This window comes from Blastococcus sp. SYSU DS1024 (assembly GCF_054050795.1).
This window is the reverse complement of record NZ_JBJHAA010000013.1, coordinates 19,812-35,480: the sequence shown is the minus strand read 5'-3', so window position 1 is coordinate 35,480 and position 15,669 is coordinate 19,812. Positions and strand designations below refer to the sequence as shown.

Sequence of the window (15,669 nt, the reverse complement as noted above, 5' to 3'; positions counted from 1 at the left end):
GTGGACGTCCTGCTCGCCGAGGCGACCGGGCAGTCCTGGGACCGGTTGGGCGACCTGGGGGTGGCCTTCCTCCTCTCGGCGCTGATCGGGTTCGAGCGGGAGCTGCGGCAGAAGGCGGCCGGGCTGCGGACGCTGACCATCGTCGGGTTCGCCGCGGCGCTGTTCATGGTGATCAGCCGGGCCGAGTTCGGCGACTCCCGGATCGCCGCGCAGGTGGTCTCCGGCCTGGGGTTCATCGGCGGTGGTCTGATCTTCGTCCGGCGCGACGCCGTGCGCGGGCTCACCACCGCGGCCGTCGTCTGGCTGACCGCGGCCGTCGGCATGGCCGCCGGCGCGGGGCTGTGGCTGTACGCCGTCGTCGCGACCGCCGGCCACCTCCTGGTGGCCTACGCCTTCACCCCGCTGGCCCGTCGCCTCTCGGGGCGGGCGGCGCACTCCTACTCCCTGGTGCTGACCTACCGGGACGGCCAGGGCGTGCTGCGCCGGGCCCTGGCCGAGTGCACGCAGCAGGGCTTCACGGTGCGCCACCTCGACACGGCGGTCGAGGCCGAGCAGCGGGGCGGCGCCGGCCCCCAGGCCACGGTGCGGCTGACGATGGAGGGGACCGGGCCGGTCACCCCGCTGGCCGCCCGGCTGGCCGATCTCGAGGGGGTGCTGGCGGTGTCGGCCGGGCACCAGGACGAGGACCGCGACTGACCGCCGGCGCGCACGGGCCGGCCGCGGGTGGGGGGCGTCACGTCCGTCCGCGGGAATCGCGTCGTGATCTCCGCTGCTACGGTAAGTGCACCGGCACAAGGCCGGTCATCCTCCCGGACGGTTTGTCCGGGCACGAGCGCATCCGTGCAGATCCCGCGTTCCATCCCTGGGCGCAGACGATCGCCAAGTGAGGACGCCGGTACGTCACGGTGCTCCTCCTCTTTCACGGGACGCGCTCCGAGCAGTATCGGAGCCCCACCCCGCATGACTTTGGTCCACCCTGCCGCGTTCGAGTCGTCCACGACCGGGAACGCTGTCGAGAACACCACTGAGAACACCATCGAGAACACCACCGGGAACACGGTCGAGGTCACCGCGGCGGACACCGTCGCCGAGGCGCCGGCCGGCCCCACCTTCGGCCAGCTGGGCCTGCCCCAGCAGCTGGTGACCGCGCTCGAGCGGCGCGGCATCCACCGCCCCTTCGCCATCCAGACCTCCGCCCTGCCCGACGCCCTCGCCGGGCGCGACGTGCTGGGCAAGGCGGCCACCGGCTCGGGCAAGACGCTGGCCTTCGGGCTGCCGCTGCTGGCCCGCATCGGCGCCGAGGTCAAGAACGGCCGCCGGGCCCCGCGCGGGCTGGTCCTCGTGCCCACCCGCGAGCTCGCCCAGCAGGTGCACGACAACCTGGCCCCCCTCGGCCAGGCGACCGGCGTGCAGCTGGCCACCGTCTACGGCGGCGCGCCCATGTACCGCCAGATCCAGCAGCTGCGCCGCGGCGTCGACGTCGTCATCGCCACCCCCGGCCGGCTGCAGGACCTGATCAGCCAGGGCGAGTGCACCCTCGCCGACGTCGTCATCACCGTGCTGGACGAGGCCGACTTCATGGCCGACCTGGGCTTCCTCCCGGTCGTCAAGGAGCTGCTCGACCAGACCGATCGCAACGCCCAGCGCCTGCTGTTCTCGGCCACGCTGGACGGCGAGGTCGACTCCCTGGTCCGCCGCTACCTCAAGGACCCGGCCCGCCACGAGGTCAAGCGGGCCGGCGACGACGCCCCGCCGGCCGAGCACCTGGCCTTCACCCTCGCCTTCCGCGACAAGCTGCAGGTGGCCACGGAGCTGGCCGCTCGCCCCGGCCGCACGATCATCTTCGCCCGCACCCAGCTGGGCGTGGACCGGCTGGCGGAGAACCTGAAGGCCGCCGGGATCAAGGCCGAGGCCATCCACGGCGGGCTGCCGCAGTCGGCGCGCAAGCGTGCGCTGGAGGAGTTCACCGACGCCCGGTCGCCGGTCCTGGTGGCCACGGACGTCGCCGCGCGCGGCATCCACGTCGACGACGTCTCGCTGGTCCTGCACTACGACCCGCCGACGGACGCCAAGACCTACCTGCACCGCTCGGGCCGGACGGCCCGCGCCGGCGCCGCCGGTGTGGTCGTCTCGCTGCTCCTCCCGGACCAGGTGGGGCAGGCCAAGCGCCGGTTCCGCACGGCGAAGGTGGACCCGCCCCTGGACCGCACCCGGCCCGGTGACCGGCCGATCCTCGAGCTGGTCGCCTCCGGCGTCCCCGTGGAGCCCAAGGAGCGCACCCAGCGCGACATGCGCCGCGGTGGCGGTGGCCCCGGCGGCCGTCCGCGCCGCGAGGGTGACCGCCCCGGCGGTTCCCGTGGTGGCCCCCGTCGCTCGTACGGCGACCGGAACCGCTCCGGTGGCGACCGCCGGTTCGGCGGCGAGCGCTCGGGTCGTCCCCCGCGCCAGGGCTGAGAAAGGACCCCGTCCCCCTCACCACTCGCACGCTCGTGGTGAGCCTCCGGACGGGGCCGACGACGGCGGCCCGTCCCGGTTTCCCGGGGCGGGCCGCCGTCGTCTCAGTCGCGGAAGACCAGGGCGCCGCTCACGGCGGTGACGACCTCGTCCCAGGCAGGGCGCAGCCGCGCGGCCTCGGCCGCGTCCAGGGGCTCGTCGGGCTGCCGGTCGGCCCGGGCCACCGCCCGGCCCAGCGGGGAGGTGGGGGCGAGCAGCTCGTCGACCCGGGTGAGCCCGGCGTACTCGGCGAGGTCGCGCACCCCTTCCGCGGGCTGCACGAACGCCCGGTGGGGGGCCAGACCGGCGGCGCCGTCGGCGACCTCGGCCAGCACCTCCGAGAGCTCGGTGAGGTCGTAGCGGTCCTGGTCGGCCGGCAGCGGCAGCGTGTCGGTGTCGGCGACCTCGGGCCACGTGGCGATCTCGACGAGGTCGTGCTGCTCGTTGCCGGCGCAGAAGCGCGCCAGGTCGGCCGGGGTGTCGAAGACGAAGACCTCCCCGTCGCGGCCGAGGAAGCGGGCGACGTCCTCGACGTAGCAGCGGAGGGTCACCCCGGCGCCCTCGGGGACGACGATCTCGACCGGGAGGATGCCGACCGCCTCCCAGAACTCGGCGGCGGCGGCGACCGCGGCGGGGGAGGCGGTGACCCGGCTCCCGCGCGCGATGGTGCTCACCCCCGGCCGGCCGGCCACCGAGGTGGCGGTCGCACCGGCGGGCTCGCCCGAGGCCATCTCCGCCTGCTCGGGCAGGTCCTCGTCGACGAGGGCGCCGGGCCCGTCCGCGGACTCGGCGGCCGAGGGGTACTCCTCCACCGTGGCGGTGCCCCCGCCGGTCCAGTCGAAGTGATCGGAGAGCTCCTCGACGACGTCCTCCCACAGCTCGTCGAAGACCGTGCCGACGCCGATCCACGCATCCTCGCCGGAGCGCCCCGCGAACGCCTCGACGCCGAGCCCGAGGGAGCCGATCTCCGGCTTGGCGGCGAACTCGGCGACGGCCTCGAACTGCTCCTCGTCGTCGTCCTCGTCGGTGGTGTCCAGGCACTCGGCCAGCCGGCTGACGATGTCGACGGTCGCGGCGAGCTCCTCCACCGCCCAGCGGTCGGGGTTCTCGGCGGCGACGTCGTACACCCCGTCGAGGTCGTACCGGTGGTCCTCGTCCGGGGTCAGGTCCGGGGCGCCCAGCCCGGCGACGACCGGCCACACCGGGTGGTCCGCGAGGTCGTGGTCGGTGCGCCTGCGGCAGAAGGCGGCGAGCTTCTCCGGCGAGGGGAACAGGTGCACCGTGGCCCGCCCGCCCGGGCCGTCACCCTCGGTCGTGCCGAGGAACGCCTGCCACTCCTCGCCGTCCTCCTCCCACGGCGGAGCCCACAAGGTGTATCCGGTGCGGTCGTCGAGGGTCAGTGCGATGGGGACGATGCTGGGCCTGGCCACCGCACCATCCTGCCCTGTCGGCCCGGGGTTGCACCTCCGGGCCGCGCGGTGGCGGCGACGCCCTGCCTCAGACCCCCATCGGGTGCCACACCGTCTTGGTCTCGAGGAACGGGGTCATGCGGGACAGCCCGGGATCGGCGGTCCAGTCCGGCTCGGTGGCCGGCGGGCGGACGACGCGCTTGATGGTGCCGGCGGCCTCGCGCTCGAGCTCCATCGCCCGGCCGGCCGGGGCGCCGGTGAGGTCGATGGCGTCGACGTCGGCGTGCTCGGCCAGCCACGGGCCCAGCTCCCCGGCGTCGCCGGTGAGCAGGTTGACCACCCCACCGGGCACGTCGCTGGTGGCCAGCACCTCGCCCAGGGTGACGGCCGGGATCGGCCGCTCCTTCGAGGTGACGACGACGGCGGTGCTGCCGGTCGCGAGCACCGGGGCGAGCACGCTGACCAGGCCGAGCAGGCTCGACTGCTGCGGGGCCAGGACGGCGACCACACCGGTGGGCTCGGGCAGGCTGAAGTCGAAGTACGGCCCGGCGACGGGGTTCGCACCGCCGAGGACGGCGGCCAGCTTGTCGGTCCAGCCGGCGTACCAGACCCAGCGGTCGATGGCGGCGTCGACGGCGGCCCGCGCCTTGGACGCCGACAGGCCCTCGGCCGCGCCGACCTCCTCGCAGAACTGGACGTGCCGGCCCTCCATCACCTCCGCCACCCGGTAGAGCACCTGGCCGCGGTTGTAGGCGGTCGCGCCCGACCACTTCGCGAAGGCGCCGCGGGCGGCGACGACGGCGTCACGGGCGTCCTTGCGGCTCGCCCACGCGACGTTGGCGAGGAAGTGGCCGCGTGCGTCGGTGACCTCGTACGTGCGGCCGGACTCCGAGCGCGGGAAGGCGCCGTTCACGTACAGCTTGTAGGTCTTGCGGACGGCGAGCCGGTCGTTCCCGATCACTGGTCTGCACCCTTCAGGTACGCGGCCAGACCGTGCCGGCCGCCCTCGCGCCCGTAGCCGGACTGCTTGTAGCCGCCGAAGGGCGACGTCGGGTCGAACTTGTTGAACGTGTTGGCCCACACCACGCCGGCGCGGAGCTGGTTCGCGATCTTCAGGATCCGCGAGCCCTTCTCGCTCCAGATGCCGGCCGAGAGGCCGTAGGTGGTGTTGTTCGCCTTGGCGACCGCCTCGTCGGGCGTGCGGAAGGTGAGCACCGACAGCACCGGGCCGAAGACCTCGTCGCGGGCGATCCGGTGGGCGGGGGAGACGTCGGTGAAGACCGTCGGGGGGAACCAGTAGCCGCGGTCGGGCAGGTCGCAGGCCGGCTGCCAGCGCTGCGCGCCCTCGGCCTCGCCGATGTCGGAGAGCTCGCGGATGCGGGCGAGTTGCTCGGCGCTGTTGATCGCCCCGATGTCGGTGTTCTTGTCCAGCGGGTCGCCGACGCGCAGGGTGCCGATGCGGCGCTGCAGCGAGGCGATGACCTCGTCGTGGATCGACTCCTGCACCAGCAGCCGGCTGCCCGCGCAGCAGACGTGGCCCTGGTTGAAGAAGATGCCCTGCACGATGCCCTCGACGGCCTGGTCGATCGGGGCGTCGTCGAAGACGATGTTGGCCGCCTTGCCGCCGAGCTCCAGGGTCAGCTTCTTCCGGGTGCCGGCCACCGCGCGGGCGATGGAGCGGCCGACGTCGGTGGAGCCGGTGAACGCCACCTTGTCGACGTCGTCGTGCTCGACGACCGCGCGGCCGGTGTCACCGGCGCCGGTCACGATGTTCACCACGCCCGGCGGCAGGTCGGCCTGGCGGCAGACCTCCGCGAAGAGCAGGGCGGTCAGCGGGGTGGTCTCGGCCGGCTTGAGGACGACGGTGTTGCCGGTGGCCAGCGCGGGGGCGACCTTCCACGCGAGCATGAGCAGCGGGAAGTTCCACGGGATGACCTGGCCGGCCACGCCCAGCGGCTTGGGTCCCGGCCCGAGGCCCGCCCAGTCCAGCTTGTCGGCCCAGCCGGCGTGGTAGAAGAAGTGCGCAGCGGCCAGCGGGACGTCGACGTCGCGGGACTCCCGGATCGGCTTGCCGTTGTCCAGCGACTCGAGGACGGCGAACTCGCGGGCGCGCTCCTGCAGCAGCCGCGCGATGCGGAACAGGTACTTGCCGCGGTCGGCGGGGCGCATGGGCCCCCAGGTCTTCTCGAACGCCTTCCGGGCCGCGCGCACCGCGCGGTCGACGTCGGCGGCGGTGCCGGTGGCGACCTCGGTGAGCACCTCCTCGGTGGCCGGGTTCACCGTCTTCATCGGCTCACCGGAGCCGTCGACGAACTCGCCGTCGACGAAGAGCCCGTAGGACGGCGCGATGTCGACGATGGACCGCGACTCGGGAGCGGGGGCGTACTCGAAAACGCTGGTCATCGCTGTCAGTCCACCGTGACGTAGTCGGGGCCGGAGTAGTGGCCGGTGCGCAGCTTCTGCCGCTGCAGGAGGAGGTCGTTGAGCAGGCTGGAGGCGCCGAAGCGGAACCAGTCGGGGTCCAGCCAGTCGGGGCCGACCGTCTCGTTGATCAGCACGAGGTGCTTGATCGCGTCCTTCGTCGTCCGGATGCCGCCGGCGGGCTTGAAGCCGACCTGCCGGCCGGTGGCGATGCGGAAGTCGCGGACCGCTTCCAGCATCACCAGGGCGACCGGCAGCGTGGCGGCAGGGCTCACCTTGCCGGTGGAGGTCTTGATGAAGTCGCCGCCGGCGAGCATGGCGATCCAGCTGGCGCGGCGGACGTTGTCCAGCGTCATGAGCTCGCCGGTCTCGAGGATGACCTTGAGGTGGGCCTCCCCGCAGGCTTCCTTCACCGCCACGATCTCCTCGTAGACGTCGAGGTAGCGGCCGGCCAGGAACGCGCCGCGGTCGATGACCATGTCGATCTCGTCCGCGCCGTTGCCCACGGCGTCCCGGACGTCGGCCAGCTTCACCGCACGGCTCGCGCGGCCGCTGGGGAAGGCGGTGGCGACGGCGGCCACGTGGATCCCGGTGCCGGCCAGCGCCTCCCGCGCGACGCCGGCGAGGTCGCCGTAGACGCAGACGGCGGCGACCTGCGGCGTCGTCGGGTCGGACGGGTCGGGCTGCTTGGCCTTGGCGGCCAGGCTCCGCACCTTGCCGGGCGTGTCGGCGCCCTCGAGCGTGGTCAGGTCGACCATCGAGATGGCGGTGTCGATCGCCCACGCCTTCGAGGTGGTCTTGATCGACCGGGTGCCCAGCTGCGCGACGCGCGCCTCGGCGCCCACCTGGTCGACGCCGGGCAGGCCGTGCAGGAAGGCGCGGAAGGCCGAGTCCGAGCGGGTCACGTCGTCGTACGGCGGCGACGGCGCGTGCACCGCGGGGGTCGCCCCGGGCAGCGCGTCGGGGTCGAGCACGTGGGTCATGCCGGCCATTCTCCCCTGCCGGGGGACCGGTTCCCGAACGCGCTCACCCGCAGGGGCGGTCCGGTCGGAATCCGCGCTCGTGGCGTTCCCGCGGGAACGTGCGTGCCAGGCCGGAGATGTCACCCCCCGCCCTTACGCTTCGATCACACGTTCGAAGGAGGCGTCGTGGTGGAGAAGTCCTTGCCGGAGCTGGCACGCGAGCTCACGTCCGGCGCGGTGCGGCTGGCCGCCGCCACCGCCGCATGGCTGCGGCTCGTGGCCGAGTTCGACCGGCGGGAGGGCTGGCACGCGGTCGGCATCCTGTCGTGAGCCCACTGGCTGGCCTGGCAGTGCGGCATGGCCCCGGGCACGGCTCGGGAGCACGTCCGGGTCGCCCGCGCTCTCGACGCGCTGCCGCTGATCTCCGCCGCCTTCGCCGGGGGGCGGTTGTCCTACTCCAAGGTCCGGGCGTTGACCCGCATCGCGGAGCCCGACTCCGAGCGGGAGCTCCTGGAGACGGCGCTCGAGGCCACGGCCTCGCAGGTCGAACGCCTGGTCCGATCGTGGCGGCGGGCGGACCGCGTCGACGAGCAGACCATCGCGCTGAAGCGGCAGTTCCAGCACTGGTGGGACGACGACGGCATGCTCGTCGTGCGGATGCGCCTGGCGCCCGAGGAGGGCGCGGACTTCCTCGCGGCGGTCGACTCGCTGGCCGAGCGCGAAGCCCGTCGGGACCGCGCCGCGGCGAAGCGGGCAGCGGCGGAGCGGGCGGGTGCGGAGCGGGAGGCGGGCGCGGCCGAAGGCCCGGCGCGGGACGAGGACGTGGAGCGGGAGGAGATCGCGTACGCCCGGGAGCGGACCGCGGCTCGGCGATGCACGGCGGTCGCCCGGCTCGCCGGAGCCGCCCACCACGCGGACCGGCGGCGGGGTGACCCACCCCGGCGCGAGGTCGTGGTGCACGTCGACGCCGCCGTCCTCGCCGACGACGCGGCCGCCGGGCAGGCCTACCTCGAGGGCGGCCCGGCGCTGCACGCGACCGAGGTCCGGCGGATGCTCTGCGCGGCGACCGTCGTGACCATGCTGGAGTGCGGGCGGGAGGTCCTCGGCGTGGGGCGGAAGCGCCGGCTGGCCACCCGCGCGCAGCGGCGTGCGCTGCTGCGCCGGGACGGGGGCTGCGCCCGGCCGGGGTGCACCGAGACGCGGATCGAACGGCTGCACGCCCACCACATGCGGCACTGGCTGTTCGGTGGCGGGACCGACCTGGACAACATGGCCAATCGCTAGACCATCCCCTGCAGTACTCCCCAGCGTGCGTCTGATGAGGGCGCTTGTCGTCCGTCCTCTTCCGACGGTGACACCACCCTTCGCCAGTACACTCGCTCGGGATGGCCCGTAAGGCCGAGTGCAACTTTCGCGGAGGCGTACTTGCCTGAGCACGAGCACCACGATGTCGATGGCAACGAATGCATCCACTGCGCTCTGGACCTTGACTTCGATCTGCCTGCCGAGATTGTTGAAGCGGCCCATAATAGGAACCTCGTCGTCTTCGCCGGGGCGGGCATCAGCACCGAGGTGTCGCTGGTGTTCCCGAGCACGGTGCTCGAACTTGCCGCTCATCGACTCGGTATCGAGAAGCCGGATTCGTTCCCGGAAACAATGCAAGCTTTCCAGGATCGCTTCAGCCGACAAGAACTCGTGCGCATGATCAAGACGAAGTTCGATTACATCGATTCCTTTCCTAGCCTGCGGATAAAGGCGCGCGACTTCCATCATGAGCTGGCGACGATGCCGTATATCCGCGACGTCGTCACCACCAATTGGGACACATACTTCGAAGAAGTGTGCCTTGCTACGCCGTTCGTAACAGGTGAGGATGTCGCGCTCTACAACATGCCTGGGCGACGGGTGCTTAAGGTCCACGGGACAATCACGAATCTGTCGAGCCTGGTTGCAACGGAGACGGACTACACTCGCAATCTGGAGGCGCTCGGCGGGAACGTAATGGGCGGTCTTCTCCGACAACTCTTAGCCACCAAGACCGTCGTCTTCGTCGGGTACTCGCTCTCGGATTGGAACTTCCGACGCCTCTATGAGGCGCTTCGGAAGGATATGAAGGACTACGCGCCACGGGCGTACGCCGTGTCTCCGTTCGATAGTCCCGGTGCGGCAGACCTCGGGCTCACGCTCCTCCGGACCAGCGGCGTCGAATTCTTGCGGCGCTTGAAGCGGGCGATGCTCGGTCACTGCTTCATTGCGGACGAGCGTTACGACGATATCGAGCGCGTGGCGGATGCTCTCGATGAAGCAAATCGAGTTGCGAAATCGGTGTCACATAAGGAGTTTCCGGCTGTCATCTTCTGCTGGGCGTATCACGACGGTTTCAGGGATGCCTGCTTCCGCATCACCATGCGCCGCGGCTCGGGGGAATACTCGGACCTGCATCGGGTGACCTGGCAGGCTCAACAGTACGAGGCGGCCTACGAGAGAGCATTTGACGCGGGACGATTTGCGGATGCCGCTTACATCGATGGGTACTGCAACGGGCTAACCCTCATGCTGGGCGACGAGGACGACGACTTGGCCGGCACGGTCCCTCTGTATTTCGTCTTCGGTGCGGACTCGGCCATGCGCACGGAGCAAGAGTTTCGTGAAGCCCTCGTGCAAAGCCGGCGCCGGGCACCCAGGGCGCGGGCCAAGGCCAAAGAGCTTTCGGCTGGCCTGGCCGAGGGGATGGTGCTGACGCACGCCCCGTTCCTCCCGGACTTCCCCGAGGGCTCCAGCCTTTAGGCCCGCGCGACCGCTCGGCGGTGGGGGTCCGGGGGCGTTCTTCCCCCGGATCCGCAGCTGCCTGTTGCGGTCGTCCCACTTCGCTGGCCGCCGCCTGGGGGTGGCGGTCAAGGGGGCCGGAGGTCCCGCGTAGCGGCGCGGAGCGCCCTTGACGGCCGCCTGCCTAAGTCGGGGACGGGGTAGGCGCCGGAGGCGCCCTTGGTAAAGCCTGCGAATAGCTACCCCGCTCACGCAACTGTAGTTGCGCTATCGTCGTGTATGCGCAAGTCAGCGCGACGTAAGCCGAAGCCACCGACGCGGCGTCCGACGCAACCGGCGGCGCGCGAAGCGCGCCCGCCGTTGCATACCCCGTTGGAGCCCGCAGACGATGCTCTCGACGAGCCCGACTACGGCTCTGACCTGGGCGAAGAGGGGCCGGACGAGGAGGGGTCGGAGGGCGCGGCGAGGTCGTCGCGCGGTGTCGTGCGCACGGCCACTCGCGCGCGCGGACGCGTGCCGTACCTGCTCGACGACGTCATGCGGGCGCAGCTGGTCGTGACAAGGGCGGAGCGAGACCTCAGAAAGTCAGTCGACAGGGCCCGTGCGCACGGCGCTACGTGGGAGGACGTCGGCCTCGCGCTGGGGATGTCCCGTCAGGGGGCGACCAAGCGCTTCGGGTAACCCCGCTATGGTGCGGGCAGCACGGAAGCGCCGCCGGGTCACCCACTCGGGCCCGGCGGTGGGTAGGACCCCAATCCTCCGTGGCTTCGATCCAATCGAGTCGGTGGGCGGCAGGCTGCTGATGCCGGAGCAGTAACTGAGCCGAGGGCGTAGGCGCCGGGGTCGATCCCTTACTGGATCGATGCCTCGGAGCGCGTCGTGCACCGCAACTGTTCTGCCACGTCCCCGGCGGGGTCGACGTGGCCAAGCTGACCCCCGCGCAGGTGGCCGAGTGGCTGGCCGCCTCCTGTGCCGCCCAGGGCGTGCCGGTGCGGGTGACCGACCCGCAGGTGCTGGCGAATGTGGCGGCGCTGGTGCCGCCACCGGTGGCCGGTCCCGGAACCGCGCGAAGCGCGGGACGGGACGGCCCCGGTCGGCGTCATCCTCGCCAGACCGCCCGCACCCGCGAGGGGTCCAACGATCGGGAGCCGGACTGACCTGGCTCGATCACCGCATGGTCGAGCACCGCTGACACGATCGACGCCTGCCGCGACAGGCTGAGGCCGTCCCACTGCTCGCGCAGGTGACCGCCGGTGCCCGGTAGGCCGATCAGCGCGTCGGTGCGGGTGAGCGTTGCCAGCTGTCGCTGGCGGTCGGCCATGCGCCGCTCGATCGGCTCGCGGGCCGCGCGCCACTCCCGGGCGCTGATCTCCTGCTTGCCGAACATCACCGCCAGCTCGTCCAGCTGGGCCTGGTCGCCGGCCAGTCCGTCGGAGAGCTTCGCGGCCGCGGTGTCGTCGCGCCGGCCGGCCAGCACCTCGGCCAGCTCGGGACCGTCCAGGCGCTGCAGCACGGCCTCGACCAGGAGCGCCTCGAGCGGCTCGGCGACGACGGTGAGCCGCCCGCAGCCGCCGTGGTCGGGGCCGCGCAGGCAGACGTAGCGGCGGGAGTTCTCGCGCGGGGAGGCGTAGAGCTTGCCGCCGCACTTGCCGCAGCGCAGCAGCCCGGACAGCACATAGCGGCGGGGGGTGCGCCGTCCGCTGGCGACGCGCTCGGCCATGCGGGCCAGCACCCGGTCCCGGTCGGCGGGGTCGATGATCGCGGGCCACTGCGCGGGGCCGACGACTTCGCCCAGGTGCTCGCGCAGCCCCGCGATGCGCCCGGAGCGCAGCAGCCCGCGCAGGGTCGGGGATCGCCACTCCCGGCCGGTCACGGTGGACACGCCGGAGTCGGTGAGCCAGGTGCACAGCGACCGCAGGCTCTCCCCGGCCAGGTAGCGGGCGACCAGCGCCCGGATCACCTCGGCCTCGTCCGGTCGCACGGTCACCCGGTCGGCCTCGTAGCCGAACGGGCGGGTGCTGCCGCCGTGCGGCACCCCGGCGGCGGCGTTCTGCTCCCACTTGCGCCGCATGCGACGGCTCTTGGCCGCTGACTCGTTCGCTGCCACCGCCGCCATGATCCTTCCGATCAGCAGCCCGTCGCCGGTGCCCAGGTCCATGTCCCCGGACACGAACCGCACCTTGCGCACTCCGGCGGCGTCCACCGTGGCGACGAACTGCTCCAACTCCACCGGACGGCGGGTGAGCCGGTCAACGTGGTAGCAGATCACCGCGTCCCGCAGCCCGTCTGCCAGGTCGGTGAGCATCTGCTGATACGCCGGGCGGCGCTTGCCGGAGTAGGCCGACAGGTCGTTGTCCACGTATTCCTGCGCGATCGGCCAGCCCACCTGCTCGGCCAGGCGGCGGCAGTCCTCCAACTGGCGAGTGACGCCCAGGGCCTTGCCCTCGGTGTCGCTGCTGATCCGCGCGTAGACCGCCGCTGCTCTGACCTCTGGCATGGGGGCAGATTAACGAAGCGCCAGTAACCTGGTGCTGCTCTGCGACGTCGACCACGGGTCGGTGCACGAGCTGGACCTGGTGCTGACGCGGCGCGACGGCCGGCTGGTCGCTCTCACCCCCGACGGGCGGCGGGTGTGGGGTGCCGCCGACGCGGCCTTCGCCCACGGCCTGGCGGGTCCGGGCGAGAGCCCCGAGGCCACCGCCCCGGCTGCCTTCGTCGGCGTGCAGCCGATCGATGAGCTTGCCGCCCGCCGGCCGGGGGCTCCACCGGTTCCGCGCCCGGCGGCCGGTGCCCCCGGTGCGTCAGCGGACCCCTTGTTCCCGGAGGGGGCGCCCCCGCTGCCCGACGCGATGCGCGCGGGCGGTGAGCGCATGGACATGGCCTGGGCCGTGGGAGTCCTGATGGGGAACCGGGACCTGCGGCGCCGCCTGGCTGCGGAGGCCCGCGGCACCCCGCTGGTCGCCGCCTGAGCGCCCGGTCGGGGCGACCCGCAGTGACCGGGCGAACGCATCGCCGAGTGCCGATACGGTGTCCGGCGTGCAGCTGACCGTCGTCGACCACCCGCTCGCCCGTGCCCGCCTCTCCCGGATGCGGGACGAGCGCACGGACAACTCCATGTTCCGCGCCGCCCTGCGCGAGCTCACGCAGATGCTGGTCTACGAGGCCACCCGCGACCTCGCGGTGGCCGAGGAGCCGATCACCACCCCGGTCACCACGACGACCGGCTACCGGCTGGCCGCCCCGCCGCTCATCGTGCCCGTGCTGCGGGCGGGCCTGGGCATGGCCGACACCGCGCACGGGATGCTGCCGGAGTCGCAGATGGGCTTCGTCGGGCTCGCGCGCAACGAGGAGACCTTCCAGCCCGAGGCCTACATGGCCTCGCTGCCGGAGTCGCTGGTCGGCCGCGACGTCTTCGTCCTCGACCCGATGCTCGCCACCGGCGGATCGCTCGTGCACTGCTGCCAGCTGCTCACCGCGCGCGGCACCACCTCGATCACGGTGCTGTGCGCGCTCGCCGCTCCCGACGGCATCCGCCGGCTCGAGCAGAGCGGGCTGCCGCTGCGCGTCTTCACCGCGAGCGTCGACGAGGGGCTCAACGACAAGGCCTACATCGTCCCGGGCCTCGGCGACGCCGGCGACCGCCAGTTCGGCTCGGTCTGACCGTGCGGTTCGGGGTCCTCGGCACCGGTCACTGGGCGCGTGCGGTGCACGCGACCGCCCTCGCCGACCACCCGTCGGCCGAGCTGGCCGGGGTGTGGGGGCGCGACGCCGAACGGGCCGAGGCGCTGGGGGCGGAGTTCGAGGTCCCCTTCTACGCCGACCTCGACGCGCTGCTGGCCGACGTCGACGCCGTCGCCATCGCGCTGCCCCCGCACGTCCAGGCACCGCTCGCCGTGCGGGCGGCGGAGGCGGGCAAGCACCTCCTGCTCGAGAAGCCCATCGCCCTCGACGTGGCCGCGGCCGACCGGGTGGTCGACGCGGTGCGCGCCGCCAGGGTCGCCTCCGTCGTCTTCTTCACCTTCCGCTTCCAGGCGGCGACCTCCACCTGGCTCACCCAGGCCGCCCGGACCCGCCTGGCCGGCGGCGCGGGCTCCTGGCTCTCCTCGCTGGCGGGCACGCCCTTCGCCACCTCGCCCTGGCGCCAGGAGCACGGGGCGCTCTGGGACATCGGCCCGCACGCGCTGTCGGTGCTGGTGCCGGCGCTGGGGCCGGTCGTCGCCGTGCAGGCCGGCGCGGGGCTCCGGGACACCGTGCACCTGGTGCTCACGCACGAGTCGGGCACGGCGTCGACCGTGACGCTCTCGCACACGGTGGCGCCCATGTCGACCGGGATCGAGTTCTTCGTGCACGGGGACGCCGGCCGGCTCGTCCTCCTGCCCGACGTCGAGGCCCCGGTGGAGGCGTTCTCCGTCGCCGTCGACGAGCTGACCTCCGCCGCGATCGCCGGCGGCACCCACCCCTGCGACGTGGGGTTCGGCCGGGACGTCGTCGCCGTGCTGGCGACGGCCGCCCGGGCGCTGGACTCCGGCTGCCGCGAACCCGTCCGCGGATGACCAGCGCCGCTCCGGAGCAGCGGCCGTGGACACCGGTGGACTGGTACCTGCCCACCGGGCGGATCCGGCGGCGGGACTGGTGGCTGCGGTACGTGCTGGTGTTCGCCGTGCTCGGGGTGGTCGCCACCTCGATCGACGCGACGTGGTTCCCCGACAGCTACCCCCGCATCAGCCGCGACGAGGGGTTCGACCTGCTCTGGCCGTTCCCGGACCAGGGCGGACCGGTGACGGCGATCTCGGCGCTGGTCCTGCTCGTGCCGAACGTCGCCGCGATGGTCACCCGGCTGCACGACCGGGACCACTCCGCCTGGTGGCTGCTGTGGCACCTGCTGCCCGGCATCGGCTGGCTGGTCCTGCTGGTGACCATCGGCTTCCTCGGCACCCAGCCGCGCCCCAACCGGTACGGCCCGCCACCGCGCTGAACCCCGGCCGGCAGCCGCCTCAGCGGCCTGCCACCCCGTAGCAGAGCATGACGACCCCGTTGCCGAACCGTCGGGTCTCCAGCAGCTCCAGGCCGGTGGAGGAGCCGGCGTCCCGGAAGAGGCGCCGGCCGCGGCCGATCAGGACGGGCATCACGAACAACCGGTACTCGTCGACGAGGTCCAGCCGGCGGAAGGTCGCGGTGAGGTCCGGCCCGCCGAGCACCATGTCACCGCCGGGGCGCTGCTGGAGCGCCCGGATCTCCTCCGGGTCGACCTCGCGCCGGAGCTCGGTGGCCCACGGGACCTCGTCCCGGGTGCGGGAGAACACGATCTTCGGCATGGCCCGCCAGATGCCGGCGAACTCCTTCTCCGGTGCGGACGCGGCCGGGTCCTCGTCGGCCGCCGGCCAGTACGCGGCCATCAGTTCCTGGGTGACCCGTCCCTCGAGGAAGGCGCTCGCCGTCGCCAGCTGCGCGTTGATGCAGCCGTGCAGCTCCTCGTCCATCACGTGCCAGCTGATGTCGTGGTCGGGGCCCTCGAAGAACCCGTCGAGGGACACCCCCAGGTGGACGACGATCTTCCGCATGCTGCCTCCGCTCCGCTCCTGGCGCTCGTCGTGGTGGAGACGGCTCGGGCGGGCGGA

The 15,669-nt window shown here is 72.8% G+C and carries 15 protein-coding genes; 9 read left to right on the top strand and 6 right to left on the bottom strand.

Annotation, left to right across the window (positions count from 1 at the left end):
- Nucleotides 1-696, top strand: a complete 696-nt coding sequence (locus ACI79S_RS13185; RefSeq protein ID WP_456593892.1) for an MgtC/SapB family protein — start codon at nt 1-3, stop codon at nt 694-696.
- A 264-nt stretch (nt 697-960) separates the two neighbouring features.
- Nucleotides 961-2,454, top strand: coding sequence for a DEAD/DEAH box helicase (locus tag ACI79S_RS13180; RefSeq protein ID WP_456593891.1), 1,494 nt, complete (start codon nt 961-963; stop codon nt 2,452-2,454).
- A gap of 104 nt (nt 2,455-2,558) precedes the next feature.
- On the opposite strand, the gene ACI79S_RS13175 is transcribed toward ACI79S_RS13180, so the two are convergent.
- From ACI79S_RS13175 to deoC, 4 genes are all read right to left on the bottom strand, one after another.
- Entirely contained in the window at nt 2,559-3,923 is a 1,365-nt protein-coding gene (locus ACI79S_RS13175) for a hypothetical protein (protein ID WP_456593890.1), read from the bottom strand.
- Nucleotides 3,924-3,990: 67 nt separating this feature from the next.
- Nucleotides 3,991-4,863 carry an aldehyde dehydrogenase family protein gene (locus tag ACI79S_RS13170; protein ID WP_456593889.1) on the bottom strand — a complete coding sequence of 291 codons (873 nt, stop codon included), beginning with the start codon at nt 4,861-4,863 and terminating at the stop codon, nt 3,991-3,993.
- A complete protein-coding gene (locus ACI79S_RS13165; protein ID WP_456593888.1) occupies nt 4,860-6,305 on the bottom strand; it encodes an aldehyde dehydrogenase family protein in 1,446 nt (481 codons plus the stop codon). The genes ACI79S_RS13170 and ACI79S_RS13165 overlap by 4 nt, the downstream gene beginning before the upstream one ends.
- A gap of 5 nt (nt 6,306-6,310) precedes the next feature.
- The gene (gene deoC, locus ACI79S_RS13160) at nt 6,311-7,306 is read right to left on the bottom strand and encodes a deoxyribose-phosphate aldolase (RefSeq protein ID WP_456593887.1); all 996 of its coding nucleotides are present in this window, start codon (nt 7,304-7,306) and stop codon (nt 6,311-6,313) included.
- A gap of 165 nt (nt 7,307-7,471) precedes the next feature.
- Between deoC and ACI79S_RS13155 the strand changes: the two genes are divergently transcribed.
- The 3 genes from ACI79S_RS13155 to ACI79S_RS13145 all read left to right on the top strand — a co-directional run bounded on the left by ACI79S_RS13155 (nt 7,472) and on the right by ACI79S_RS13145 (nt 10,072).
- Nucleotides 7,472-7,615, top strand: coding sequence for a hypothetical protein (locus ACI79S_RS13155; protein ID WP_456593886.1), 144 nt, complete (start codon nt 7,472-7,474; stop codon nt 7,613-7,615).
- Between the two features lie 9 nt (nt 7,616-7,624).
- Nucleotides 7,625-8,569: a DUF222 domain-containing protein gene (locus ACI79S_RS13150; protein ID WP_456593967.1), complete on the top strand. Its 945-nt coding sequence runs from the start codon at nt 7,625-7,627 to the stop codon at nt 8,567-8,569.
- Nucleotides 8,570-8,710: 141 nt separating this feature from the next.
- Nucleotides 8,711-10,072 (top strand): SIR2 family protein, encoded by a 1,362-nt coding sequence (locus ACI79S_RS13145; RefSeq protein ID WP_456593885.1) that lies wholly within the window; start codon nt 8,711-8,713, stop codon nt 10,070-10,072.
- A 1,078-nt stretch (nt 10,073-11,150) separates the two neighbouring features.
- Here ACI79S_RS13145 and ACI79S_RS13140 read toward each other — a convergent pair.
- On the bottom strand, nt 11,151-12,548 hold the full coding sequence (locus tag ACI79S_RS13140) for a recombinase family protein (RefSeq protein ID WP_456593884.1): 1,398 nt from the start codon (nt 12,546-12,548) through the stop codon (nt 11,151-11,153).
- 31 nt (nt 12,549-12,579) lie between these two features.
- Between ACI79S_RS13140 and ACI79S_RS13135 the strand changes: the two genes are divergently transcribed.
- The 4 genes from ACI79S_RS13135 to ACI79S_RS13120 all read left to right on the top strand — a co-directional run bounded on the left by ACI79S_RS13135 (nt 12,580) and on the right by ACI79S_RS13120 (nt 15,026).
- On the top strand, nt 12,580-13,020 hold the full coding sequence (locus ACI79S_RS13135) for a hypothetical protein (RefSeq protein WP_456593883.1): 441 nt from the start codon (nt 12,580-12,582) through the stop codon (nt 13,018-13,020).
- Between the two features lie 67 nt (nt 13,021-13,087).
- The gene (upp, locus tag ACI79S_RS13130) at nt 13,088-13,711 is read left to right on the top strand and encodes a uracil phosphoribosyltransferase (protein ID WP_456593882.1); all 624 of its coding nucleotides are present in this window, start codon (nt 13,088-13,090) and stop codon (nt 13,709-13,711) included.
- A gap of 2 nt (nt 13,712-13,713) precedes the next feature.
- Nucleotides 13,714-14,604 carry a Gfo/Idh/MocA family protein gene (locus tag ACI79S_RS13125; protein WP_456593881.1) on the top strand — a complete coding sequence of 297 codons (891 nt, stop codon included), beginning with the start codon at nt 13,714-13,716 and terminating at the stop codon, nt 14,602-14,604.
- Nucleotides 14,601-15,026, top strand: coding sequence for a DUF805 domain-containing protein (locus ACI79S_RS13120; RefSeq protein ID WP_456593880.1), 426 nt, complete (start codon nt 14,601-14,603; stop codon nt 15,024-15,026). Before ACI79S_RS13125 ends, ACI79S_RS13120 begins: the two co-directional genes overlap by 4 nt.
- Nucleotides 15,027-15,045: 19 nt before the next feature.
- On the opposite strand, the gene ACI79S_RS13115 is transcribed toward ACI79S_RS13120, so the two are convergent.
- Entirely contained in the window at nt 15,046-15,612 is a 567-nt protein-coding gene (locus tag ACI79S_RS13115; RefSeq protein ID WP_456593879.1) for a dihydrofolate reductase family protein, read from the bottom strand.
- Nucleotides 15,613-15,669: the final 57 nt, after the last annotated feature.

Coding starts and splice junctions, on each gene's coding strand:
- deoC (WP_456593887.1), bottom strand. CDS start 7,306: ATGACCCACGTGCTCGACCCCGACGCGCTGCCCGGGGCGACCCCCGCG.
- ACI79S_RS13165 (WP_456593888.1), bottom strand. CDS start 6,305: ATGACCAGCGTTTTCGAGTACGCCCCCGCTCCCGAGTCGCGGTCCATC.
- ACI79S_RS13140 (WP_456593884.1), bottom strand. CDS start 12,548: ATGCCAGAGGTCAGAGCAGCGGCGGTCTACGCGCGGATCAGCAGCGAC.
- ACI79S_RS13115 (WP_456593879.1), bottom strand. CDS start 15,612: ATGCGGAAGATCGTCGTCCACCTGGGGGTGTCCCTCGACGGGTTCTTC.
- ACI79S_RS13120 (WP_456593880.1), top strand. CDS start 14,601: ATGACCAGCGCCGCTCCGGAGCAGCGGCCGTGGACACCGGTGGACTGG.
- ACI79S_RS13180 (WP_456593891.1), top strand. CDS start 961: ATGACTTTGGTCCACCCTGCCGCGTTCGAGTCGTCCACGACCGGGAAC.